The organism is Desulfovibrio piger (genome assembly GCF_951793255.1).
Taxonomy (GTDB): Bacteria; Desulfobacterota; Desulfovibrionia; order Desulfovibrionales; family Desulfovibrionaceae; genus Desulfovibrio.
In genome coordinates, this window is record NZ_OX636706.1 from 2,847,827 (window position 1) to 2,871,947 (window position 24,121).

Below are 24,121 nucleotides of genomic sequence, written 5' to 3' on the forward strand. Positions count from 1 at the left end.
CGGCGACAGTATCGTGACATTACGCAACACGCAGTGAGGTTCCTATGAGCGCACGCAAGAAAATGGGCCTGCCCCTGCAAATGGGCATCGGCATGGTTTTGGGCATACTGGTGGGCACGCTGGCCCCCAAGCTGGGCATCAGCGCCGCCTTCTTCAAGCCGTTCGGCGACCTGTTCATCAATCTCGTCCGCATGGTCGTCGTACCGCTGGTGCTGGCCACCCTGGTCTCCGGCGCCGCCAGCGTGGGCGATGTGGGCCGTCTGGGCCGCGTGGCCGCCAAGACGCTGGTCTTCTATTTCGCCACCACGGCCCTGGCCGTGGCCATCGGCCTTGTCCTGGGCAATATCTTCCAGCCCGGTGTGGGGCTCGACCTTTCCACCGCCAACCTGAGCGCCAAGGAAGTGGCCGCGCCCTCGCTGGTGCAGGTGCTCATGGGCATCGTGCCCCTGAACCCCGTGGATGCCCTGGCCAAGGGCAACATCCTGCAGATCATCTTCTTCGCCGTGCTGGTGGGCATGGCCATCAGCCTGTGCGGTGACAAGGCCAAGCCTGCCGCCGCCTTCTTCGACGCCATGAGCGAAGTCATGATCCGCGTCACCAGCATGGTCATGCACTACGCGCCCATCGGTGTCTTTGCCCTTATGGCCTACACCGTGTCCAACCACGGGCTGGAAGTGCTGCTGCCGCTCATCAAGCTCATCGGCATCATGTACCTGGGCTGTCTGATCCACGTCATCATCACCTACCTGCCCTGTATCCGCTACGCCGGTCTCAAGCCCGGCACCTTCTTCCGCGGCCTGAGCGCCCCGCTGCTCACCAGCTTCACCACCTGTTCCAGCGCCGCAGCCCTGTCCACCAACCTGACCTGTGTGCAGAAGCTGGGCGCCTCCCGCAGCGTCTCCAGCTTCTCCATCCCGCTGGGCAACACCATCAACATGGACGGCACGGCCATCTACATGGGCATCGTGACCATCTTTGCCGCCGAGATCTACGGCATGCCCCTGCCCCTGGACCAGCAGATCTCCGTGCTGCTCATCGCCCTGCTGGCCAGCGTGGGCACCATGGGCGTGCCCGGCGCGGCCCTGATCATGCTCTCCATGATCTTCACCCATGTGGGCATCCCGCTGGAAGCCATCGCCCTGGTGGCCGGTATCGACCGTGTCATGGACATGGCCCGTACCACCATCAACGTGCTGGGCGACGCCACCGCGGCCATCTTCATCTCCCGCACGGAGAACGACTTCGATCCCCAGCGGGGCGCCGCCCTGCAGGACGAATAAGTCCCGTCACCGCACAAGGACGTTTCGGGAAGAGGCAGGTCCCGTGCCATGCGGGGCCCTCTCCCGGATATCCCTTTTCCGGCAACGTTCTTTTCCGGCATGGGCACAGACAGCGGCAGGAGGCTTCCGCCTCGTCCCCCCGGTCAGTGCCCCTGCCGTTCCCAGCCCCGCCCGGCGGGGATTTTTTATACCCGCTGCGCAGGCCATGGGGCCAGCCCCGCAGATCTTCCGCCCTCTCTGACCGGCCCTGACGGCCAGTGACACCAGCAGCAGGCATCAACCACCCGGCATCCCGGCAAAGGAGCATCACATGGAATTGAGGACCCTCCGCTATTTTCTGGCGGTCGCGCAGGCAAAGACCATCTCCGCTGCCGCCGAGGCCCTGCACGTGACCCAGCCCACCCTGTCCCGGCAGATGCAGGAGCTGGAAGAAGAGCTGGGCAAGACGCTTTTCCTGCGCGGCAAACGGAGCATCACCCTGACGGAGGAAGGTACGTTTTTCCGCAAGCGGGCGCAGGAGGTCGTCAGCCTGCTGGAAAAGACCACGGCGGAGCTCAAGGCACCGGACGAGCTGCTGAGCGGTGACATCCACATCGGCGGCGGCGAGACCGACGCCATACGCCTCATCGCCCGGGCCGCGCGCCGCATGCGGCAGGATCACCCGCATGTGACCTTCCACATCTTCAGCGGCAATGCCGAGGACGTCATGGAAAAGATAGACCGGGATCTGGTGGATTTCGGCCTCTTCATCGAGCCCGTGGATCTTTCGGGCTACGAGTTCTTCCGTCTGCCGGTCAAGGACCGCTGGGGCGTCCTGATGCGCAAGGACGCGCCGCTGGCAGCCCGGCCGTCCGTCGCCCCTGCGGACCTGCGCGGCCTGCCCCTGCTGGTCTCCCGGCAGAACATGGTCAACAACGAAGTCGCAGGCTGGCTGGGGGAAACGCACGATGCCCTGCAGGTGGTGGCCACCTACAACCTGCTTTACAGTGCCTCGATCATGGTCGAAGAAGGCATGGGCTATGCCCTTTGCCTGGACAGGATCATCCGCCTGCCGGAAGACGGCCCGCTCTGCTTCCGGCCCCTGCACCCGGCCATGGAAGTGGGCCTGAACGTGGCCTGGAAAAAACAGCAGCTCTTCTCCAAACCGGCCAGGGTCTTTCTGGACTATCTGAAGGCCTCGCTCTGGGGCGAGCCCGCCGCGAAAGGAGCATCAGCGGCAGGGACGCCACAAGACGACCTCGCCACGGTATAGGCCTGCTCGCACAGGCTTGGGCCCACAGACGGCCGTGCCTGTTCATCCCGTCTGCCCGGAAGACAGGTACGGCACCAAGGCCGCTGTCATCATGGCGCAGGATGGCAGACCATCCCCATCCCGTACAGGACGGGGATGCCACAGGAGGCCCAGGGCAGCCAGAGGCGAACTGATATGCGCTGATTTGGAGGGAGATGGGAGGAAGAACGGGCCGCCTGCGGGAACGACAGGCCTCACTGCCGCACAGGGAGGCCTCCGAAAGGCAAGCCCCGCCCGAAAGGACACGCTCCCCCGCCGGCACCGCCGCAAGGACAGCAGGCAGGAAGCGTACGGAACCGCTTTGAAGGACAGGCCCAAATGCGGACTACAGGGAGACCAGGCCCAGGCGGATGGCCATCTTGGTCAGCTCGTTGATGGAGCCGGCGCGCAATTTGGTCAGTACGCTGTACTTGTGGGTCTCCACGGTCTTGGGGCTGATGTTGAGGGCGTCCCCTATCTGGCGGACGCTGTAGCCGTCGGCCAGCAGGCGGAAGATCTCCTTCTCGCGCGGCGAGAGCATGCCGATGTCCGGCCCGCCCTCGGCGGGGCTGAGACGCTGGCGGTTCTGGCGCATGAGGGCCGCCATGCAGCCGCCGGGGTCCGCACAGCTGAGGAAGACCTCCCCCTGCCGCACGGCATCGATGGCCTGGAGCAGGACGGACGGCGGATCGCTTTTGCAGACGTGGCCCATGATGCCCAGCTGGATGAGCTCCAGCAGATGCCGCTGGTCCTCGTGACCGGTATAGATGAGGATGCGCGTCTCGGGCCGGATCTGGAGGATGGCGCGGCTGGCTTCCACGCCGTTCATGCCCGGCATGGAGATGTCCATGATGACCAGATCGGGCGACAGGGTGGCGGCCAGGCCCACGGCTTCCTTGCCGTCGGGGGCCATGCCGGCCACGCGCAAATGGCTGTGGGGGGCCAGCAGGCTGCGGATGCCCTCCATGAGCAATTTGTGATCGTCCACCAGCAAAATGCGGCAAACGTCGTGCATGGCTACCTGCCTTTGCGTTATGTCCGGGCAGGCCTAGAAGAGGAACATGGTGGCCAGCCCGAGAAAGATGAAGAAGCCCGCGCCGTCTGTGATGGTGGTCAGGAAGATGCTGGAAGCCTGGGCCGGGTCGCGTCCCAGGGCCCGGAAGATGAGGGGGATGGAACCGCCGGCCACCGCGCCCAGCATCATGTCGCACAGCAGCGCACCAGCCATGACCATACCCACCAGCGGGTTGCCTGTGAAGCCCCAGGCGCCGCACAGCGCCAGCATGGCCATGAAAAGGCCCGTGACCAGGCCGATCTTGGCCTCGCGCAGCACGGCCATCCAAGCCTTTTTGGTCTCGAAGCGGTCCGTGGCCAGCTGCCGGATCATGACGGCCAGAGCCTGCTGGCCGGTGTTCCCGGCCTGGTTGGCCACCATGGGCATGAGCACGGCCAGGGCGGCCATCTGGGCGATGGAGCCCTCGAACATGTAGACCACCGATGCCGAGAGCGCCGAATTGACCATGTTCACCACCAGCCAGGGCAGGCGCTTGCGCACGCTCTCCTTCCAGGGGGTGTCCACGCTTTCTTCGGGGTCGGCGCCCACCATGCCCAGCATGTCGGCGCTGGCCTCTTCGTGCATGATGTCCATGATGTCGTCGTAGGTCACCACGCCCATGATGTGGCCTTCGTAGTCCACGACGGGCATGGCAAGATAATTGTAGTGCGACAGCAGATTGGCCACTTCGCCCTTGTCCATGTCATAGGGCACGGAGACCACGCTCTGGCCCGACACGGCATCGCCCACGATGGTCCCGGGACGCGCCAGCATCAGGTCGCGCAGCGAAAGCACCCCCACCAGTTTGTCGTTCTTGTCCACCACATAGGCGTAGTAGGGGCTTTCCTTGTCCTCCATCTCGCTGCGGATGTGAGTGATGGCCTCGTCGGCCGTCATGTTCTCTTCCAGCAGGATCAGCTCGGTGTTCATGACACCGGCCGCGGAGTCGGGGTCGAAGTTCAGCAGGTTGCGCAGCTCTTCGGAATCTTCGCGCGTCAGCTTGCCCAGCAGGACGTCGCGGTGTTCCTCGTCCAGCTCGTCCAGCACGTCGGCGGCGTCGTCGGGTTCCATCTCGGCGATGATCTGGGCGGCCACGTCGGCATCCAGGTTCTCCAGCACGTCTACGGCCACGCTGCCTTCCAGTTCGGCCAGGGCCTCGGCGGCATCCTCCGTGGGCATGTGGCGCAGGGCGCAGACCTGCTTTTCCAGACTCAGGTTCTCCAGATGGTCGGCAAGGTCGGCGGGATGGACGAATTCCGCCTCGTCCCCCAGCTCGCGGCAGGCCTCGGGTATGCTTATGCCATGTCCTTCCGCCATCCCGTCGTCTTCGGGGATCGGGTTCGCCATCTGCGGCCGGTCGTCTGCGGTCTGGATCTTCTCTTGTTCACTCATGGCAATCAGCTCCCTCGTCTGTACGCGTGCCGGGCCTCTGCCTGCCCGACGGACTTCTCCCACAACACGGCGGTATCATACAGCATCTTGGTGACAAAAAGAATGCTTTTTTGCTGTGCTGTTGTGAAAAAGCTCTCAAACTTGACGCGCCCCAACGGGCCATTTATCACTATGTAATGCCGTGCTTATGCGCAGGGCTTACCATGCACACCATAGACGGGACAAGAAGAATGTTCACACCCTGGAGCACGTTTTTTTCCGACGAAGGCCGACGCTATCTGCGTCGTTCCATAGAACTGGCCCTGGATGAGGACGGCCCCGACCTGACCGCCCAAGGCCTTTTTGCCGCTGACGCACCCATGCATGCCGTCATCCGCGCCAAGGAAGACACCCATGTGGTGGGCCTGCCCGTCATCCACGAGGTCTTCGAGGTCATGGGCGCCGACCCGCACGTGGAGATGCTGGTGGAGGAGGCCTCCACCGTCCCGGCCATGACCGAGGTCGTCCGCATGGAGGGCCCGGCCATCGTCCTGCTCAAGGCCGAGCGGGTCATCCTCAATTTCATCACCCACCTTTCGGGCATCGCCAACCTCACGGCCCGCTATGTGCGCGAGCTGGAAGGCACCGGGGTCCGCCTGCTGGATACCCGCAAGACCACGCCCTGCCTGCGCTGGCCCGAAAAATACGCCGTCCAGGCCGGTGGCGGCTGCAACCACCGCAAGAACCTGGTGGAGATGCTCATGCTCAAGGACAACCACATCGATGCCGCCGGGTCCATCACCCGCGCCGTGGCCCGCCTGCGTGAGACCTACTCCCCCTGCCCGCCCATCGAGGTGGAATGCCGCACCCTCGACCATGTGCGCGAAGCCGTGGCCGCCGGGGCCGACCGCGTCATGATGGACAACATGGGCGCGCCCCTGCTGGGCCAGGCCCTGGAGCTGGTGCCCGCCCACATCGAGGCCGAAGTGAGCGGCGGCGTGACCCTGGAGACCATCCGCGGCATCGCCCTCACCGATCCCCGCCATCCCGATTTCATTTCCGTGGGCCGCCTGACGCATTCCGCCGTGGCTGCCGACTTCAGCATGACCCTGGCCAACGCCTGATCATCCCCAACCCAAAGGAAACCATGTCTCGATTCTCCGACGCCATTACGGCCATCAAGCAAGGACTGGGCGACCGCCTGTGCATCATGGGGCACCATTACCAGCATGATGATGTGGTGCGGCATTGTGATGTGACCGGGGACTCCCTGGAACTGGCCCGCCGCATCGAAGGCATCGATGCCGAGCACATCGTGTTCTGCGGCGTGTACTTCATGGGCGAATCCGCGGCCCTGCTGGCCAAACCGGGCCAGAGCGTGCATATGCCCGCCTGGGACGCCAACTGCATGATGTCGCTCATGACGCCGGCCGGGCTCGCCCGTACCGTGCTGCTGCAGTTGCAGGCCACAGGCCGCAAGATCGTGCCCCTGGCCTATGTGAACACCACCCTGGCCCTCAAGGCCGTGGTGGGCGAATTCGGCGGGGCCGTCTGCACCTCGGCCAATGCCCGCACCATGCTGGCCTGGGCCCTGGAAGAAGCCGGGCCCGACGGTGCCGTGCTCTTCATGCCCGACAAGCACCTGGGCCGCAACACGGGCCTGCAGCTTGGCCTGGGCCCCGATGACTGGCACGTGCTGCGCCTGAGCGGCAAAAACGGCCTGGCCGAGAGCGAACGCCTGCCCGGCAGTGCCGCCGCCTGCCGCCGCCTGCTGCTCTGGCCGGGCTGCTGCGCCATCCACGGCCACCTGCGTCCCGAAAGCGTGCAGGCCGCCCGGGCCGCCTATCCCGGCTGCCGCGTGCTGGCCCATCCCGAATGCCGTCCCGAGCTCATCGGCCTGTGCGACGGCTCCGGCTCCACCTCCTACCTCATCAAGGAAGCGGAAAAGGCCGCCGGCGAAGGCGGCACCCTGATCATCGGCACGGAGACCAACCTCGTCCACCGCCTGCGTGACCGCTTTGCCGGACGCTGCCGGATCGAGCCTCTGGCGCCCGCCATCTGCCCCGACATGGCCAAGGTCACCGAAGAAAACCTGCTGGCCTGCCTGCAAGGCGTCGCTGCCGGCACAGCCCCCATCATGACATTGCAGGACGAGCAGCTGGCGCCCGCCCGGGCATCCCTGACCCGCATGCTCCAGGTATGCGCGGCCCAACGCTAGCGCAAGAAACAAGGAGTCAAGATGAGCTCGACACGTCGTCACGTCACCATCCTGATCATCGGTTCCGGCATCGCCGGTTGTACTGCCGCCCTTACCCTGGCCGATGCCGGGCGTGACGTGCTGCTCATCAACGCCGGTCCCGACCTGGACGACGGCAACACCCCTCTGGCCCAGGGCGGCATCATCTACAAGGCCGCAGATACCCCCCGTGACGCCGAAGCCCGCGCCCTCGAGCACGACATCCTCGTGGCGGGCCACCGCTACAACAACAACCGCGCCGTGCGCTTCCTCTGCCGTCAGGGCCCCGACTGCGTGGACAATATGCTCATCGAGCGCGCCGGGGTCGATTTTGACCGCAACGAGGACGGCACCTACAACCTCACCCGCGAAGGCGGTCACGGTGCCCACCGCATCCTCCACAAGGCCGACTATTCCGGCCGCGCCCTCATGGACGGCCTGGCCGCCCAGGTGAAGATCCATCCGCGCATCACCTGCCTGCACAACCATTCGGCCATCGACCTGCTGACCACCCACCACCACGCCAAGAACTCCCAGTACCGCTACAGCGTCACCAACCGCTGCCTGGGCGCCTACGTGCTCAATGCCGAGACCGGCGAGCCCGAAACCATCCTGGCCGACTGGACCGTCCTGGCCACCGGCGGCGTGGGGCAGGTCTTCCTGCACTCCACCAACGCTCCCGGCTGTGTGGGGGCGGGCATCTCCATGGCCTTCCGCGCCGGTGTGGAACTGGCCAACCTGGAATTCATGCAGTTCCATCCCACGGCCCTGTATGAGGAACGCAGCTACCGCCGTCCGCTCATCACCGAGGCCATGCGCGGTGAGGGCGCCCGTCTGCTGGACGACCGCGGCGAGGCCTTCATGCTCCGCCACGACAAGCGCGGCGACCTGGCCCCCCGTGACGTGGTGGCCCAGGCCATGGTGGAAGAGATGCTGCGCCGGGGCGTGCCCTGCCTGTACCTCGATGTGAGCGGCGTCAAGCAGGATCTGCCCACGCGCTTCCCCACGGTCTTCAACCAGTGCCTTGAGATCGGCATCGACATCCGCAAGGAGCCCATCCCCGTAGTGCCCGCGGCCCACTACTTCTGCGGTGGCATCCTCACCGACACCTTCGGCCGTACGTCCATGCCCGGCCTGTACGCCATCGGTGAATGCGCCTGCACCGGCCTGCACGGCGCCAACCGTCTGGCCAGCACTTCCCTGCTGGAAGCCGCCGTCTGGGGCCAGAGCTGCGGCCAGCACCTGGCGCGCATCACGGCCTCCGGCCGCGAAGCCATCCCCCGCGCCCTGGCGGCCGCCATCCCCGACTGGCGCCACGAAGGCAACGAGCACCACGACGACCCGGCCCTGGTGGCCCAGGACTGGGCCAACATCCGCAACACCATGTGGAACTACGTGGGCATCTCGCGCTCCAAGGCCCGCCTGCGCCGGGCTTTCGAAGACATGCGCGACCTGGTGCGCCATATCCACGACTTCTACAAGGGCACGCGCATCTCCAAGCCGCTGGTGGATCTTTTCCACGGCTCCCAGACGGCCTACGTCATCACCCAGGCCGCCATGCGCAACAAGAACAGCATCGGCTGCCACCATCGCGTGGACTAGCCTTTCCCCCTCCCAGCGACAACGCGCCGTGGTCTTCGGGCCACGGCGCTTTCCGTTTCCGCGTCCTCCAGGCTTTTTTTCTGTACAAGCAGCCGAAGCCCGGCTATTTTGAAAAAAGCCCCACCCTCAACAGGGGCCATCCATCCTTTTTTCCAAGGAACTACTGCCATGTCGAAAACAGCGAAAGGCCTGTCGGCCGCACTCATCATCTGTGTCCTCGCCGTCGTGGGGGGATTGTTCGCCTGCAAGCCTCTGGTGGAACAGGCCGTCCGGGATGCCCTGCGCAATGTCAATCCCGACGCCACCATCTGCAGTATCGATACGGTGGACATCAATCCCCTGAGCTTCACCCTGAAACTCGGCAACATCCGTATCTCCGACCAGCGCACGTACGACACGGTCCTGAAAGAAGCCACCATGACGCTCAGCCCCCGCTTCGTCCTGGCCTGCGTGCCCTTCCTGCGGGACAGCATCCTGCCCGCCGCAGGGGACGCGCCCCTGTTCTCCAGCGCCACAGGACGTGATCTTACCGAGAAATCTTTGATACCGGGAGAGCCCATGACCTGCACGGTGGAGGCCCTCACCTCCGGCCCTGTGGCCATGGACGCCGCTGTGCTCAAACGTCTGCTGAACGGGCAGCAGGTGCCCGAGGGTGAATTCATGATCTCCATCATCGCGGAGAAGGTCACCTACGGGCCCGTCCGCATCAGCAGCACGGCCCCCGAAACGCCGATGCAGAGCTCCGTCGCCGCCGTCAGCATCGAAGGCGTGGACCGCCGCACCTGGAAGCGGATGACTCTGGATGCCACCGAGGTCATCATCCGGTCCGAAGGCGCGTTCAAGATGGGCAAGATGGAGATCCGCGACATCTTCCTGCCCGACGCTGACGGGTTCGGGCGTTTCCTCAGCCTGGTCCGCCGTGCCGACGATCTCTCCGTCGATGCATTCGAACCCCAGCTCGAAGCCCTGATCCTGGAAGCCGCGCGGCCCCGGAAGGATGCCGCCGGCAAGCAGATGATGACCCGGCCCCTCTTCGGTCAGCTGGCCATCAGGGATGTCGACATTATCGAATCGCCCGGCAGGACGAACGAGAACCTGTTCCATGCCAGCGATATGCAGTTCGACTGGCTGGGGCTCGCCCCCCATCATTTCAAGAGCAGCCTGACCTGCGACTTTTCCACCAGGCCCTTCCGCGAGATGTTCGCCATCCCGGGCAAGGAGCGCATCACCCTCAAGTGGCAGGACGATACCCTGGGAAAGACGGGCGCTGCCGGTAAGGACCTCCTGCGCCAGACGGGCCGCCTGAGCCTGGAAGGCCTGGCCGATCTGGACTATGCCTACGACTTTTTCAGTGAAGACCCGAGCATGATGGATGCCGCCGTCTCCGACCTGTCGCTGGATCTGCACGATCATGGTCTGACGGCTGTCCTGGCCTACAATATCGATCCCCGTCCCGAGGCCATGGAAGCCATGATGCCCCTGCTGGGCGCCTCTTTGAGCAGAGACCTCGGTGATCCCGCTGATGCGGAAGCCATCCAGACCTTCCTGGCCCGCCCCGGCAGCCTGTCCATCCGCAGCGAGGACCCGGCCCAGCTCATGCCCTGGATCCAGTTCCTCGATCCCGCCGCCCTGGGCCGCATGCTGGCGATCACGGCAACGCCCGGTGAAAAGTCCCTGCCGGAGCAGATGAAGGCACTTATGGCCCGCTAGGCCCGCACCGGCCGCAGGGGCCCTCCGCTCCCTGGGCCCTGCCCTGACTGACAGGAACGCTCCCTTCAGGGAGCGTTCCTTTTTTTCGTCCCTGCAGCAGAAGGCGCGGGATCGTCCGGTGCCGGCAAGGCGCTCCCTCCCGCAGGGCTCGGGGGCATCATGGTGCTGGCGAAAAATCCATTTTTCAGCCATAGTCATCTGTGCGGCATCGGACAGGATGCCTCCTGCCCGCGCTGCCAAACTTTTTTGCCCATCGGGAGTTACCATGAAGACACTTTGGCTGAAAAAAGGGGAAGACCGCCGCATCCGTGCCGGCCACCTGTGGATTTTCAGCAACGAGATAGACAGCGCCAAAAGTCCCCTGCCCGACTTTGAGCCCGGCGAGAACGCCACCCTGCGCGACGCGCGCGGGGCCGTGCTGGGCAGCGTCTTCGTCAACCCGCATTCGCTCATCTGCGCCCGTCTCTACAGCCGCAAGGCCGACCTGCCCCTGGACGCGGACCTGCTGCGCCAGCGTCTGCAAAGCGCCCTGGGCCTGCGCCAGCGCCTCTACAACCAGCCCTGGTACCGCCTGTGCCACGGCGAGGGCGATCTGCTGCCCGGCCTGGTCATGGACCGTTTCGGCGACCACCTCACCGTGCAGGTCGGCACCTGGGGCATGGAAGCCCGCAAGGAAGAACTGCGCGAAGTGCTGGGCGAACTTTTGCAGCCCCGCTCCATCCTTTGGGACAATGATATCGCCGCCCGTTCGCTGGAAGGCCTGCCCCGCGAGAACGAGAGCGAGGGCCCGGTGCCCGACGTGCTGGAAGTGCCGGAAAACGGCTGCATCTTCCGGGCCCCCCTGCAGGGCGGCCAGAAGACCGGCTGGTTCTATGACCAGCGCCGCAACCGCCGCGAGGCCGCCCGCTACGCCGCAGGCGCCGATGTGCTGGACATCTTTTGCTACGCCGGCGGCTTCGGCGGGACGGCCGCCGCTGCCGGTGCCCGTTCCGTGACCTTCCTGGACGCCTCGCCGCAGGCCCTGGCCCTGGCCACGGAGAACGCGGCCCGCAACGCGCCCGAACTGGCCCGCACCAAGGCCATCGAAGGCCTGTGCGGCGATGCCTTCGAACGTCTGGCCGAGCTGGACGCCCAGGGCCGCCGCTTCTCGCTCATCTGCCTGGATCCGCCCGCCTTCATCAAGCGCCGCAAGGACTTTGCCCAGGGCCTGGCCGCCTACCGCAAGATCAATGCCCTGGCCATGCAGCTCTTGACGCCGGGCGGTGTCTTTGTAAGCTGTTCCTGTTCACACCACCTGCCCGCCGAGTCCCTGCGTTCCTGCGTGCAGCAGGCCGCCGCCCGCCGCAAGTGGCAGGCCCGCATCCTCTATGCGGGCGGACAGGGTGCGGACCATCCCGTGCATGCTGCCATGCCCGAGACGGCCTATCTCAAATGTTTCATCGCGCATCTGCTGCCGTAAGCGGCGCATAAAGGACGCATCATGCTCAACAAAAAACGCCTCCTGACCCCCGGCCCCACGCCCCTGCCCGAAGAAGTCCGCCTTGCTCTGGCCCAGGACATGATCCACCACCGCAAGGGCCAGTTCAAGGAAATCATGCAGCGCGTACAGGGCCACCTGCGCGAGCTTTTCGGCACCACGCAGCCCGTCCTGCCCCTGTCCTGCTCCGGCAGCGGCGCCATGACCGCCGCCGTCTACAACCTGTTCGCCCCCGGCGAGAAAGTGCTGGTGGCCGAAGCCGGCAAGTTCGGCGAGCGCTGGGTGGAGATCGCCCGCTCCCGCGGTCTGGAATGCACCGTGCTGTCCGCCCCCTGGGGACAGGCCGTCAAGGCCGAGGACGTGGCCGCCGCCCTGGACGCCGATCCCGACATCCGCGGCGTGCTGATCCAGATGTCCGAGACCTCCACCGGCGTGCTCCATCCCGTGCGTGAGGTGGCGGCCATCACCCGCACCCGCAACGTGCTCTGCGTGGTGGACGGCATCTCCGGTGTCAGCCTCTCTCCTTGCCCCATGGACCAGTGGGGAGTGGACTGCCTGGTCACCGGCTCCCAGAAAGGCCTGATGCTGCCCCCCGGCCTGGCCCTGCTGGCCCTTTCCGCCCGCGCCTGGGACAAGGCCGAAAAGACCGGTACCGGCTGCTTCTATTTCGACCTGTGCCGCGAACGCGACAACGTGCTCAAGAACCAGACCCGTTTCACCACGCCCGTGAACCTCATCGTGGGCCTGGACGTGAGCCTGAAGATGCTGCTGGCCGGCGGCCTGGATGCCGTCTACCGCAAGCAGTGGGCCCTGACCATGTTCACCCGTGCCGCCGTCAAGGCCATGGGCCTGGAACTGCTGGCGCCCGATGACTTCGCCTGGGGCATCACCAGCGTGCTGCTGCCCGAAGGCGTGGACGGCAATGAGGTCCTGCGCCTGGCTGCCGAAAAGCACGGCATCTACATGGCCGGCGGACAGGACCAGCTCAAGGGCCGCATCGTGCGCATCGGCCACATGGGCTGGGTGGACTGGGCCGACATGGCCGCGGGCCTCTACGCCCTGGAACGCAGCATCGTGGACGCCGGCGGCTACATCGGCGCGCGCAACTACCTCGAACAGGGCCTGGCCGTGTACCGTGCCGCCCTCGAAGTGACGCCCGGCACGCCCGTGAGCTGCCCCGCCGTCCGCTAGATCACAGCAGCGGCCGCTGCGGCGGCCGCACCGCTTTCGGGGCTGCCGGACGGCCCCCGGAGCGCATCAGCAGGAGAACAGCATGAGTCAGAACCAATGCGGCTGCGGCGGCAAGGGCCCCCTGCCGGAAGTGACCTTCTCCACCTTCGTCCTTTCCCTGGCGTCCGCCGCCCTCGTGCATCTGGGCGAGGTGGCCGACCCCGAGACCGGCCAGACCGGCCAGCAGCCGGAACTTGCCCGGCACAGCATCAGCATGCTGGAGATGCTGCATGAAAAGACCACCAAGGGGCTGGACGAACAGGAGCGCAAGATGCTGGAGAGCATCCTTTACGAATTGCGCATGAAATACGTCATCAAATGCGGCCCGGACAGCAAATAAAGGAGAGGGAGATGAAGATATTCAAAGTGGGTCTTGTGGGCGTCACCGGGTACACCGGCATGGAACTGGCCCGGCTGCTGGCCAGCCACCCCCGCATGAAACTGGAGATGGCCTGTTCCCGTACCGAATCCGGCCTGCGCCTGGGCGAGTTCTATCCCTTCCTCGAAGGCCTGCCCGGTTCTGACGTGGTCATCAGCATCTTCGATGCCAAGGAAGCCGCCCGCCGCTGCGACCTGGTCTTCCTGGCCGTGCCCCACGGCAAGGCCATGGAGATGGCCGGCGAACTGCTGGAGGCCGGGACCCGTGTCATCGACCTTTCCGCCGACTTCCGCCTGCGCGACGTCAATGTCTATGAAGACTGGTATGTGCCCCACACCCGCCGCGAGCTGCTGCCCGAGGCCGTCTACGGCCTGCCCGAGCTCTACGCCGCCGAGACCGCCAAGGCCCGCCTGGTGGCCAACCCCGGCTGCTATCCCTCGTCGGGCATCCTGGGCCTGTACGCCGCCTTCAAGCATGGCCTGATCTCGCCGGACAACATCGTCATCGACTCCAAGTCCGGCACCTCCGGCGCGGGCCGCAAGCCCGTGGTACCCTCCCTGTTCTGCGAAGTCTACGACACCTTCCGCGCCTACGGTCTGGGCAAGCACCGCCATACCCCCGAGATCGAGCAGGAATACAGCCGCGCCGCCGGTTGCGACGTGCGCGTCTCCTTCAACCCGCATCTGGTGCCCATGGTGCGCGGCATCCTGTCCACCATCTACACCACCCTGCGCAAGCCCGGCACCACCCTGGACGAAGTCCACGCCGCCTACTGCGAGACCTGGGCCCAGAGCCCCTGGGTCCGCGTGCTGCCCAAGGGCAAGCTGCCCGAGACCCGCTTCGTGCGCGGCAGCATGTTCTGCGACCTCGGCCTGGTGGTGGACCCGCGTACCAACCGCCTCATCGTGGTCTCGGCCATCGACAACCTCTGCCGCGGTGCCTCCGGCCAGGCCCTGGCCAATGCCAACCTCATGTGCGGCCTGCCCGTGGACTGCGGCCTCAACGCCGCGCCCATGCTGCCCTAGCCGAGGCCTGCCATGTCCCTGAGCTCTCCCTATCAGGACCCCGCGCTCTGCCGCGCCCTGCTGGACCGCCTGCAAACGGCCCTGGACGGCCGCGAGCTGCGCTTCATGGAAGTCTGCGGCACGCACACCGTGTCCATCTTCCAGAGCGGCCTGCGTTCCCTGCTGCCCAAGGAAGTCACGCACCTGTCCGGGCCGGGCTGCCCCGTCTGCGTCACCCACGACGCCGAAGTGGCCGCCTTCCTCGATCTGGCCGGTCGTGACGGCGTCATCATCGCCACCTTCGGCGACCTGCTGCGCGTGCCCGGCCCCGGCGGCCGCAGCCTCAAGCACGCCCAGGCCCAGGGGGCCCGCATCGAGATCGTCTACTCGCCGCTGGACGCCCTGAACATCGCCGCCGCCAACCCCGGTGACACCGTGGTCTTCCTGGGCATCGGCTTCGAGACCACCGCACCCACCGTGGCCGCCACCCTCATGATGGCCGAGCAGCGCAAGCTGGACAATTTCTGCGTGCTTTCCCTGCACAAGCTGGTGCCGCCCGTGCTGCGCGCCCTGCTGGACGACAAGGACGGCTGCGGTGTCCAGGCCTTTTTGCTGCCGGGGCACGTCTCCACCATCCTCGGCCTGGAGCCCTACGGCTTCCTGGCCTCGGAATACCGCGTCCCCGCCGTGGTGGGCGGCTTCGAGCCCGTGGACATCCTGCAGGCCCTCTGCATCATGGCCGAACAGCGCCGCGATGACGCCCCGGCCGTGGTCAATGCCTACCAGCGCGCCGTCAGCGACCAGGGCAATCCCCGCGCCCGCGCCCTGCTGGAGACCTACTTCATGCCGTCCGACGCCCTGTGGCGCGGCCTGGGCCCCATCCCGAACAGCGGCCTGGCCCTGCGGCCCGCCTATGAGCGCTTCGATGCCATGAAGCGCCTCGACATCACCCTGCCGGACGTGCCGCCCCTGCCGGGCTGCCGCTGCGGGCAGGTGCTCAAGGGACGCATCACGCCGCCGCAATGCCCCCTGTTCGGCAAGGCCTGTACCCCGGCCAGCCCCGTGGGGCCCTGCATGGTCTCCACCGAAGGCAGCTGCGCGGCCTACTTCAAGTATATGGCTTAGGAGCGGGATCTCTCCGGCTGCCCATGCCGCGCACATCCTGAGCGTCGGTATGGACAGCCGCAGCATCCTGCCTCTGGACAGACGGGGAAGGGGCACCTTCCCCGTTTTTTCCGGCCCGCGCCGCAGCGACGCCCGGCCGTAACCCCAAGACTCCCGGGATCATCATGGACGATCGCATTCTGCTGGATGCAGGCAGCGGCGGACGCGCCTCGCAACGGCTCATCTCCCAGTGCTTCATGCGCCATTTCTCCAACCCCCTGCTGGACCGCATGGACGACGCCGCCCTGCTGGACATCAAGGGCCCGCTGGCCATGAGCACGGACTCCTACACCGTCACGCCCCTCTTTTTCGCCGGGGGCAGCATCGGCACCCTGGCCGTGCACGGCACGGTCAACGACGTGGCCATGCTGGGCGCCCGGCCCCGCTACCTGAGCTGCGCCTGCATCATCGAGGAAGGTCTGGAGCTCTCCATCCTCGACCGCGTGGTGGCCGACATGGCCGCGGCCGCGCAGACCGCCGGCGTGCACATCGTCACCGGTGACACCAAGGTTGTGCCACGCGGCATGTGCGACAAGATCTTCATCAACACCACCGGCGTGGGCGAGATCTTCGCCTCCCCCGTGCCCTCCGGCCATGCCGCCCGTCCCGGCGACGCCGTGCTGGTCAGCGGCGCTCTGGGCGATCACGGCCTCACCGTCATGGGCAGCCGCGAAGGCCTGTCCTTCCTCACCGACGTGGCCTCGGACTCCGCGCCCCTCAACCACATGATCGCCGACATCATCACCGCCTGCGGCGAGGTCCACGTCCTGCGCGACCCCACCCGCGGCGGTCTGGCCACCACCCTCAACGAGATCGCCGAACAGTCTTCCGTCTGCATCGACATCGAGGAAAGCCTGCTGCCCGTGCACGAGAGCGTGCGCAACGGCTGTTCCTTCCTCGGTCTCGATCCGCTCTATCTGGCCAATGAGGGCAAGTGCATCTGCATCCTGCCCCAGGACAGGGCCGAAGCCGCCCTGCGCGCCATGCAGGCCAGCCCCTACGGCAAGGAAGCCGCCATCATCGGCCGCGTGGCCGGGGACGGCAAGCCCGGCCAGGTGCGCCTGCGTACCCGCATCGGCGGCCAGCGCCTGCTGGGCATGCTCGAAGGCGCCCAGCTGCCGCGCATCTGTTAGAAGAGAAAGGCAGGATGCGGGGGAGGGAAACCTTTTGTGGACAAAAGGTTTCCCTCCCCCGCGCCCCCTCCCTTCCAAAAAACTTTGCTCCGGTCCGGATGGCCGGTCCCCGTCGCTGACCGGCGGGAAGGGACTTCGTTCCCGTACTAGGAGAGGTCTCCGGCTGAAGGCCGTATGGTCGTTGGGGACAGATGACGAAAAAAGGACGCCGGAGGGCGTCCTTTTTTCGTGTGCATGGGGCTGGGAGAGGTTATTTTTTACGGCTCAAGATCAGGGACATGTACGGCGGGGTCCCCTCTTCGGCAGCCACCGTGGTCACGGGGGCCAGACGCTCCTCGGGCTGCTCCACATGGCTGGCCATAAGGCCGCTCTCAAGGCGCCCGCTACGGCGCAAGGATGACACGATGGCCGGGAAGTTGCGGTAAGCCTTGAGGATGACGGCGGAGTCGGCCTGCTCCAGCGTTTGGGTCAGGCTCTCTTCGTCACGGATACCGGGGATGATGCACAGGGTCTCGTGGCTCTCGCACAAAATGGTGCGGGTACGCGCGGCCGCCGCCTGGAACGACGTGATGCCCGGTATGATCTCCACCGGCAACGAATCATCCAGTTGCCGGAGCGTTTTCAGCAGATAGCCGAACGTGCTGTAGACCAGCGGGTCGCCGATGGTCAGGAAGGCCGCGTTCTCGCCGCCGCGCAGCACGTCGCGCGTGATGCCCGCCGCCTTTTCCCAGGCCGCGCGCAAGGTGGCCTTGTCGTGCGTCATGGGGAATTCCAGCCGCTGCAGGCGCACGTCCGGACGCAGATGGGGACGGGCCGTTTCCAGCGCCCGCGAATAGTCGTTGCGCGGCGAGGCCGCCGCCAGGATCACGTCCACCCGGCGCAGGGCCTCCACGGCACGCAGGGTCAGCAGATCGGGAGCGCCGGGGCCCACGCCCACAGCGTACAGGGTTCCTGTCATGGTCATCTCGTATCGTTGCGGGCTCATGCCCGGTTACAGACTGATTCCTTCATCTCTCCACAGGGAAAACACTACCGACTAGCGTTGCATGAGGGCACGGCAACCCTCCATCGTTCATCCCTTCAGAGGCGGCATACCGTCCGGCAAAAAAATACCTGTCCGTGATACGGCCCCTCAAAAATCCGGCCGCTCTCTCCCCGGGATCCGGTTGTTCGGCTCCGGCAGGCTACCGCCTTGAACTCCTCTTCCCGGAGACTGAGATACCTCGCTCTTCATCCCCTTCTCCCGAAGACCGCAGCCCCGATCAGCCCCTGCCCTCTCCTCCCGGAGACCGACGGCACGGCAACGCCCGGCGCACCCCCGTTGCCTTTCACAGACCAGAAGAAAGAGCTTTTGGAGGATGGGGGGAGTTTGAGGGGGGAAGGCCCCTTTGAGCTCTGGCCAAAGGGGCCTTCCCCCCTCAACAAAATACCCGGCTCACTCCCCGCTGCCCTGCTCCTCGCCATGCAGCCAGCGGGCCAGCCGTTCGGCGGCCTCCACGGAACGGGGACCGGGACGGGCGAACAGATGCTCGTCCACCAGCAGCACGCGCCCTGAGCGCACGGCACTGAGGCTCCGGTAATGCGGACGCTCCGCCGGAGCCTGCGGCGCGGGGTTCATGGGCCCCTGTTGCAGGATGTAGGCTTCCGGGTCCAGCGCCACCAGCATCTCTTCGTTGCAACGCACCAGCTTTTGCGGCGCGTCCAGCACATTGCGGCCACCGGCATGGCGGATGATCTCATCCACGATGCTGGCGCGTCCGGCAGCCAGCAGGTTGGGATAGCGCACCTCATAGAACACGCGCACAGGCGGCTGCCCCGCATAGCGCTGCTCCAGGACCGCCAGACGCCGCTGCCAGTCCGCCACCAGGGCTTCGGCGCGCGTCTCGCGTCCGGTGAGCCGCCCCAGAGCGCGGGTCACGGCAAAAAGCTGTTCAAAGGACTGCATCTCGTAGACCAGCACCGGGATGCCCACGGCTTCCAGGGCCTCGGTCTGGGTCAGCACTTCCTGCCGTCCGGCCAGTTGCAGCACCACATCAGGCTGCCGGGCCGCCACCAGCTCCGCATTGGGGCGCATGTGCGTACCCACGGCAGGCAGGTCTTGCAGGCCGGGGATGGCCGCATCGGCCGCCGTGCGGGCCACGAGGGTCTCGCGGGCATCCAGCGCCAGCAATATCTCGTTGAACGCGCCGTACAGGGCGATGATCCGCTGTGCGGGCCGTTCCAGGCGCACGGTCACGCCCCGGCTGTCCACCAGCTCCAGTGCCCGGGCAGGCAGTACGGAGCAGCAGAACAGGCAGAGGCAGAGCCCCAGCCACAGGCCAGGACGAAAGCCCCAAGCGGCAATGCGCTGCCGCGGACGACAAAAATCAGGCTTCATGCGGAGAGTCCTCCCGGTATTCAGGGCCACGAGGCCGCAGGGGCAGAGCCTGGGGCAAGCCGTTGCGGGGATGCGGGACGATATGCAAGTCCACGGCATAGAGAGCGCGCAGGTTCTCCGCCGTGAAGCAGCGGCGCACCGGGCCGTCGAACAACACACGGCCCTCGCGCAGGCCCAGCAGGCGGGTGGCATACTGGGCCGCCAGATTGCAGTCATGCATCACCAAGAGCAGCGCGGCACCTGCCCGGCGACGGCGCTCCAAGAGGTCGAAAAGTTCCAGCATCCGGGCCAGATCCAGACCGGCGGCCAGCTCGTCCAGCAGCAGCACGGGGCTTTGCTGGGCCAGCGTCCGGGCCAGGGCCACACGCTGCAATTCACCGCCGGAAAGCTCGCTCACCTGCCGCCCGGCCAGCGGCAAGGCACCGGTCTCCTCCAGGGCCTCGTGGGCGATACGCCGGTCTTCGGCGCTGTAGCTGCCCCACCAGCCCAGCCAGGGATAGCGGCCCAGCAGGACCATCTGCAGGGCTGTCATGCCCTGCGGCGCGGCACTGCGCTGGGAAAGTACGGCCACCCGGCGGGCCCGCTCCCGGGGGGAAAGACGGCGGATGTCCGCGCCTTGTACCTGCACCATGCCCGCCGTCGGCGTCAGGCTGCCCGCCAGCACCCGCAGCAGCGTGGTCTTGCCGCTGCCGTTGGGCCCCAGCAGGGCCACGGCCTCACCGGGATGGAGGTCGATGTCCACACCGTGCAATATCTCGTCCGTGCCGTAGGCCGCCCGGATGCCTTCTGCCCGCAGCATCAGCGCCTCCGCACCAGAAAAGCGAAAAAGGGACCGCCCAGCAGGGCCGTCACCACGCCCACGGGCAACTCCTGCCCGCCGGAAAGCACACAGCGGGCCAGCACGTCCGCCCAGACCAGCAGGATGCCGCCGCCCAGGAACGCACCGTACAGCAAAGGGCCATGCGCGCTGCCCAGCAGCATGCGCAGGACATGCGGCACCACCAGGCCCACGAAGCCGATGACCCCGGCCACGGCCACGCAACCGGCCGTCATGCAGCTGGCGCCGGCCAGCAGCCAGAAGCGTGTGCGGCCCACGGCAAGGCCCAGATGCGCGGCCTGTTCATCGCCAAGGGCCAGCATGTCCAGCTTGCGCCAGCCCGGCAACACCACCAGCAGCCCCGGCAGCAAGGTGGCCAGCAGGAGCGGAACGCTGTCCCAGCCGCGGCCTTGCAGGCTGCCCATGATCCAGAAAATGATGCTGGTGACGGATTCTTCGTTAAGGGCTTTGACCAGGGCCACCACGGCGCCCAGAAAGGCCGCTACGGCGATACCGGCCAGGATGACGGTCTCGCGCCTAAAGCTCCCCTGCCCGCTGCCCAGCCAGAGCGCGCCGCCCAGGGCCAGCAGAGAGCCCAGCAGGGCCGCCAGGGAGACCGTGGCCGCAGCGGAAAGGCCCACGGCAAGACCTCCGGCCCAGATGCCCAGGCTACCGCCCAGTGCGATGGCCATGCTGGCGCCGCAGGCAGCTCCGGCGGAGATGCCCAGGGTGAAGGGGTCCGCCAGCGGATTGCGCAGCACGCCCTGCAGGGCCACACCGGCCACGGCCAGCGCACCGCCGCACAGCAGGCCCAGCAGCACGCGGGCCAGACGGATCTGTCCCACCACCAGCTGCACGCTGCCGTCCGCCGGGGGGCACAGACCCACCACGGCCCCCAGCGCCTGCCAGACATCGGCCACAGCCACAGGCACGGGCCCGGGCAGACAGGCCAGCGGCAACGAAGCACACCAGAGGACGGCCAGCAGCACGCAGCAGCACCAGCGGCGCGCGCTCCGGGCATCCTTGGCAGGGGGGGTGTTCTCCGGCATGATCCGTCCTGTCATGGCCATCAGTGGCCGGGCACACTGGCCCGGAAACAAAAAAAGCCCCTTCCACCAATGGAAGAGGCCCGTATTCCCTTGCTCCCCTCGGCAAGACCCGTGCCGATACCGGTCGCGGCCAGCGGCCACGGTCCACGGCAGGTATTCCGGCTCGGCCCCCGGCTTCCGGCCTTCCCGTTGCCAGTGGCACATGAAGGAAGCTGGTATGCGGGCCTTACGGCGGCGGGTCCGCTCCCGATTCTCACGGGATTCCCTTTTGACGCCGGCAGGTTCCGGCGACCATGGACGCGCTACTCTAGGCAGGGAGCTGCGGCTTGTCAACGTGTGACGGAAAGAGGGAGATGTGACAGACAGACCTGGTAAAGACCGTTTGTGGCTGCTGCCGATGTCCTCAGCTTCGCGACAGGCGCTTCCCGCAGGGCCGGGACGATACCCGGCAGTACAGCGCGGACGGTGGTCTTGCCTGGCGGGCTGTGGCCCAATCCCGTGCCGCAGCGGCTCCCCGCGCTAAAAAAGTCTTTTCCTCAACACGCAGCATCACGGCAACCGGGACTGTGGGCGCCCGTCGTCCCCGGCACACAAAAAAGACAGCCCAAAGGCTGCCCTTGCCATCTCGCGCTACAGTCTCGCAGGGGCAGTGTGCTCTCCCCGACGGCTCTCATGCCGGAGAACAAAGACGGCACGAAAAGACCATGCCCTTCCCCCCTCATCACAAGCAAGCTCTCCGGCCTGCTAGTCCAGACGCCAGATGACGCTGGCCTGACGGCCGGAAGCCTTCACGCAGCGGTACGAGAAGAACTGGCGGTTGCAGCTGGCCGTGCACAAATCGATGCCGTAGATGTTGCGCGGCAGCAGCCCGGCCTGCTCCAGCTGCCAGCGGGTCAGGCCCCACAGATCCATGGTGCGGCTTTGGGCGTCGAACCAGGGGCGGAACTCGTCGCTCCACTCGCTTTCGAAGTTGATGAACTCCGCCCGGGCCGGGCCCAGGCTCGGGCCGCGCACGGCCAGAAGTTCGCGCGGTTCCACGCCGTAGTGCTCGCAGAAGCGGCGCACCCCGGAACCGGGGAAGTCACAACGGTTGCCGCGCCAGCCCGCATGGATACCGGCCACGAAACGGCCGCTCTTGTGGGCCAGCAGGATGGGCTGGCAATCGGCGGTCTTGATGACCAGCCCAAGCCCGGCCTGAGCTGTGGCCATGCCATCGGCATCGCAGCGGGGCACGGCGTCGGGCTCCACGGCATCGGGCTCGAAGATCATGGCATCGCCGTGCACCTGATTGAGTTCGGCCATGCGCCGGAGGCCCAGGGCCGCCCGCAGTTCGCGGCGGTTGCCGATGACGCTCTGCCGGTCATCGGCCGTGGCGAGAGAGATGTTGCCACCGGCGTACGGGCCGTCTCCGGCCTCCTGCCAGCGGGTCTGGAAGGCGCAGCGCACATTGTCCACGCCGGGGAACACAAAGGGGATGAAACTTACAGGCATACGAGTCCTTCTTCAGTACACAGGCAGTCCACGGGCCGGTCCCAGTCCTGGGAAGGCAGCGCGTCCACCACCTGGAAAGCATAGCACAGGCCCACCAGCAGGGGCCGCCGACCGCTGCCCCGGGCACCGAAGGCCGCCAGGAAACGGTCATAGTAGCCGCCGCCGAAGCCCAGGCGGTTGCCCGCGCGGTCAAAGGCCACACCGGGCAGGATGAGCACGTCGGGACAAAAATCGGGATGGGCCAGCACCGGGGGCGCCATGCCCAGCAGACCGGCATGGGGCTCCAGCATCTTGTAGGGCCCGGCGGCCATGTCGCCCACCCGGGAACAGGGCACGAAGTCCATGAGCCCGCGCTCCAGGCGCACCCGGGGCAGATAGACCCGCACACGGCGCTGCCAGGCATCGGCCAGCAGGTAGCCGGTATGCACTTCTTCCGGCAGGGCCACGTACAGGGCCACGCGGGCGGCCTGCTGCCAGACGTCCCAGTCCAGCAGGGCCTGCTGGGCCGCACGGGCCCGCTGCCGTGCCAGGTCGGGGTCCTGACCGCGCCGCAGCCCACGCATGCGGGCGCGCAATTCCTTCTTCTGCTCATCGGGGAAAAGGGACATGGAGGTCTTTCCATCCTTGCTAAAATGTGCCATAGTTCGCGGAGTGACTTTATAACAAAGGAAACACCGCCATGCCAAGCGTCAACGAACAGGATCATCTCTGGATTGCCGTTGGGGACATTCACGACGAGCCCGGGCTGTTTGCCCGTATCCCCGAGCTGGCGCAGGCAGACGGCATCATCGTCACCGGCGACCTGACCATCACAGGCGGCGTCAAGCAGGCCGAAATGGTCATGGACGTTCTGCGGGCGCACAATCCCCGCATCTGGGCCCAGATCGGCAACATGGACCGGCCCGAAGTGGACGAATGGCTGAGCGGCCTGGGCTGCAACCTGCACACGCAGGTGCACGAGCTCACGCCCGATACGGCCATCTTCGGCATCGGGGCCTCTACGTTCACGCCTTTCGGGACGCCCAGCGAGTTTCCTGAATCCACCTTCGCCGGCTGGCTTGAGAACAGCTGGCAGAAGGCCCGCAAGTACCCCCACACCGTGCTGGTTTCGCACAATCCGCCCAAGGACAGCGCCTGTGACGTCATCCCGGGCAATATTCACGTGGGCTCTACTGCCGTGCGCGAATTCCTTGAAGAAGCCCAACCCGATGTCTGCCTGTGCGGACATATCCACGAAGCGCGCGCCGTGGACAGGGTGGGCCGCACCATCGTGGTGAATCCGGGCGCTCTGGCCCAGGGCGGCTATGTGCTGCTGCGCTCCAGCGGCGGCAAGCTGTCCGTGGAGCTGCGCGTCCTTGAAAATTGTGATTAGCGAAGCCCAGCGCTTCCGCGGGGGACAGACAGTCTGATCCCGCCCGTCATGGCGCGGCCCGGTGCCGCGCTCTCTGACGTTGCCCCTCCGGCGGCTGTTCCGGCC

The 24,121-nt window shown here is 66.4% G+C and carries 21 protein-coding genes and 1 riboswitch; of the genes, 13 read left to right on the forward strand and 8 right to left on the reverse strand.

The annotated features are described in order from the left end of the window. Positions 1 to 44 precede the first annotated feature (44 nt). Both Q4I12_RS12740 and Q4I12_RS12745 read left to right on the forward strand, forming a co-directional pair. Positions 45 to 1,280 carry a dicarboxylate/amino acid:cation symporter gene (locus tag Q4I12_RS12740; protein ID WP_297158867.1) on the forward strand — a complete coding sequence of 412 codons (1,236 nt, stop codon included), beginning with the start codon at positions 45 to 47 and terminating at the stop codon, positions 1,278 to 1,280. A gap of 310 nt (positions 1,281 to 1,590) precedes the next feature. After that, on the forward strand, positions 1,591 to 2,532 hold the full coding sequence (locus Q4I12_RS12745; protein WP_302261825.1) for a LysR family transcriptional regulator: 942 nt from the start codon (positions 1,591 to 1,593) through the stop codon (positions 2,530 to 2,532). 364 nt (positions 2,533 to 2,896) lie between these two features. Here Q4I12_RS12745 and Q4I12_RS12750 read toward each other — a convergent pair whose 3' ends face one another. Together Q4I12_RS12750 and mgtE are read right to left on the reverse strand one after the other, a co-directional pair. Further along, a complete protein-coding gene (locus Q4I12_RS12750; protein WP_168934835.1) occupies positions 2,897 to 3,565 on the reverse strand; it encodes a response regulator in 669 nt (222 codons plus the stop codon). 33 nt (positions 3,566 to 3,598) lie between these two features. Next, on the reverse strand, positions 3,599 to 4,921 hold the full coding sequence (gene mgtE / locus Q4I12_RS12755) for a magnesium transporter (RefSeq protein ID WP_239463818.1): 1,323 nt from the start codon (positions 4,919 to 4,921) through the stop codon (positions 3,599 to 3,601). 305 nt (positions 4,922 to 5,226) lie between these two features. Between mgtE and nadC the strand changes: the two genes are divergently transcribed. From nadC to hypE, 10 genes are all read left to right on the forward strand, one after another. Next, positions 5,227 to 6,099 (forward strand): carboxylating nicotinate-nucleotide diphosphorylase, encoded by an 873-nt coding sequence (gene nadC / locus Q4I12_RS12760; protein WP_302261828.1) that lies wholly within the window; start codon positions 5,227 to 5,229, stop codon positions 6,097 to 6,099. Positions 6,100 to 6,122: 23 nt separating this feature from the next. Next, complete coding sequence (locus Q4I12_RS12765) at positions 6,123 to 7,193, forward strand: quinolinate synthase (protein WP_302261830.1); 1,071 nt, start codon at positions 6,123 to 6,125, stop codon at positions 7,191 to 7,193. A gap of 21 nt (positions 7,194 to 7,214) precedes the next feature. Further along, positions 7,215 to 8,813 carry an L-aspartate oxidase gene (gene nadB, locus Q4I12_RS12770; protein WP_168934831.1) on the forward strand — a complete coding sequence of 533 codons (1,599 nt, stop codon included), beginning with the start codon at positions 7,215 to 7,217 and terminating at the stop codon, positions 8,811 to 8,813. 168 nt (positions 8,814 to 8,981) lie between these two features. Next, positions 8,982 to 10,523: a hypothetical protein gene (locus Q4I12_RS12775; protein WP_297158862.1), complete on the forward strand. Its 1,542-nt coding sequence runs from the start codon at positions 8,982 to 8,984 to the stop codon at positions 10,521 to 10,523. A 265-nt stretch (positions 10,524 to 10,788) separates the two neighbouring features. Then, positions 10,789 to 11,982: a class I SAM-dependent rRNA methyltransferase gene (locus Q4I12_RS12780; RefSeq protein WP_168934829.1), complete on the forward strand. Its 1,194-nt coding sequence runs from the start codon at positions 10,789 to 10,791 to the stop codon at positions 11,980 to 11,982. A 21-nt stretch (positions 11,983 to 12,003) separates the two neighbouring features. Next, a complete protein-coding gene (locus Q4I12_RS12785; RefSeq protein ID WP_302261833.1) occupies positions 12,004 to 13,191 on the forward strand; it encodes a pyridoxal-phosphate-dependent aminotransferase family protein in 1,188 nt (395 codons plus the stop codon). Between the two features lie 82 nt (positions 13,192 to 13,273). Then, positions 13,274 to 13,570, forward strand: a complete 297-nt coding sequence (locus Q4I12_RS12790) for a DUF1844 domain-containing protein (protein ID WP_204625325.1) — start codon at positions 13,274 to 13,276, stop codon at positions 13,568 to 13,570. Between the two features lie 11 nt (positions 13,571 to 13,581). Continuing rightward, positions 13,582 to 14,634: an N-acetyl-gamma-glutamyl-phosphate reductase gene (argC, locus tag Q4I12_RS12795; RefSeq protein ID WP_302261835.1), complete on the forward strand. Its 1,053-nt coding sequence runs from the start codon at positions 13,582 to 13,584 to the stop codon at positions 14,632 to 14,634. Positions 14,635 to 14,646: 12 nt separating this feature from the next. Next, the gene (gene hypD, locus Q4I12_RS12800; protein ID WP_278882344.1) at positions 14,647 to 15,738 is read left to right on the forward strand and encodes a hydrogenase formation protein HypD; all 1,092 of its coding nucleotides are present in this window, start codon (positions 14,647 to 14,649) and stop codon (positions 15,736 to 15,738) included. A 164-nt stretch (positions 15,739 to 15,902) separates the two neighbouring features. Then, positions 15,903 to 16,910 carry a hydrogenase expression/formation protein HypE gene (gene hypE / locus Q4I12_RS12805; protein ID WP_302261839.1) on the forward strand — a complete coding sequence of 336 codons (1,008 nt, stop codon included), beginning with the start codon at positions 15,903 to 15,905 and terminating at the stop codon, positions 16,908 to 16,910. Positions 16,911 to 17,160: 250 nt separating this feature from the next. On the opposite strand, the gene cobI is transcribed toward hypE, so the two are convergent. The 6 genes from cobI to Q4I12_RS12835 all read right to left on the reverse strand — a co-directional run bounded on the left by cobI (position 17,161) and on the right by Q4I12_RS12835 (position 23,252). Next, entirely contained in the window at positions 17,161 to 17,868 is a 708-nt protein-coding gene (gene cobI / locus Q4I12_RS12810; protein ID WP_168934824.1) for a precorrin-2 C(20)-methyltransferase, read from the reverse strand. Positions 17,869 to 18,345: 477 nt separating this feature from the next. Beyond that, complete coding sequence (locus Q4I12_RS12815) at positions 18,346 to 19,287, reverse strand: ABC transporter substrate-binding protein (RefSeq protein ID WP_302261840.1); 942 nt, start codon at positions 19,285 to 19,287, stop codon at positions 18,346 to 18,348. Further along, on the reverse strand, positions 19,277 to 20,086 hold the full coding sequence (locus tag Q4I12_RS12820; RefSeq protein ID WP_302261842.1) for an ABC transporter ATP-binding protein: 810 nt from the start codon (positions 20,084 to 20,086) through the stop codon (positions 19,277 to 19,279). Before Q4I12_RS12820 ends, Q4I12_RS12815 begins: the two co-directional genes overlap by 11 nt. Then, on the reverse strand, positions 20,086 to 21,153 hold the full coding sequence (locus tag Q4I12_RS12825) for a FecCD family ABC transporter permease (RefSeq protein WP_302261844.1): 1,068 nt from the start codon (positions 21,151 to 21,153) through the stop codon (positions 20,086 to 20,088). The genes Q4I12_RS12820 and Q4I12_RS12825 overlap by 1 nt, the downstream gene beginning before the upstream one ends. A 131-nt stretch (positions 21,154 to 21,284) precedes the next feature. Then, positions 21,285 to 21,463, reverse strand: a riboswitch (cobalamin riboswitch). 434 nt (positions 21,464 to 21,897) lie between these two features. Further along, positions 21,898 to 22,644 carry a purine nucleoside phosphorylase YfiH/LACC1 family protein gene (locus Q4I12_RS12830; protein ID WP_168936478.1) on the reverse strand — a complete coding sequence of 249 codons (747 nt, stop codon included), beginning with the start codon at positions 22,642 to 22,644 and terminating at the stop codon, positions 21,898 to 21,900. Next, positions 22,635 to 23,252 (reverse strand): 5-formyltetrahydrofolate cyclo-ligase, encoded by a 618-nt coding sequence (locus tag Q4I12_RS12835; RefSeq protein ID WP_302261846.1) that lies wholly within the window; start codon positions 23,250 to 23,252, stop codon positions 22,635 to 22,637. Before Q4I12_RS12835 ends, Q4I12_RS12830 begins: the two co-directional genes overlap by 10 nt. Before the next feature lie 71 nt (positions 23,253 to 23,323). Between Q4I12_RS12835 and Q4I12_RS12840 the strand changes: the two genes are divergently transcribed. After that, a complete protein-coding gene (locus Q4I12_RS12840) occupies positions 23,324 to 24,016 on the forward strand; it encodes a metallophosphoesterase (protein WP_168936476.1) in 693 nt (230 codons plus the stop codon). The last annotated feature ends 105 nt before the right edge of the window (positions 24,017 to 24,121 follow it).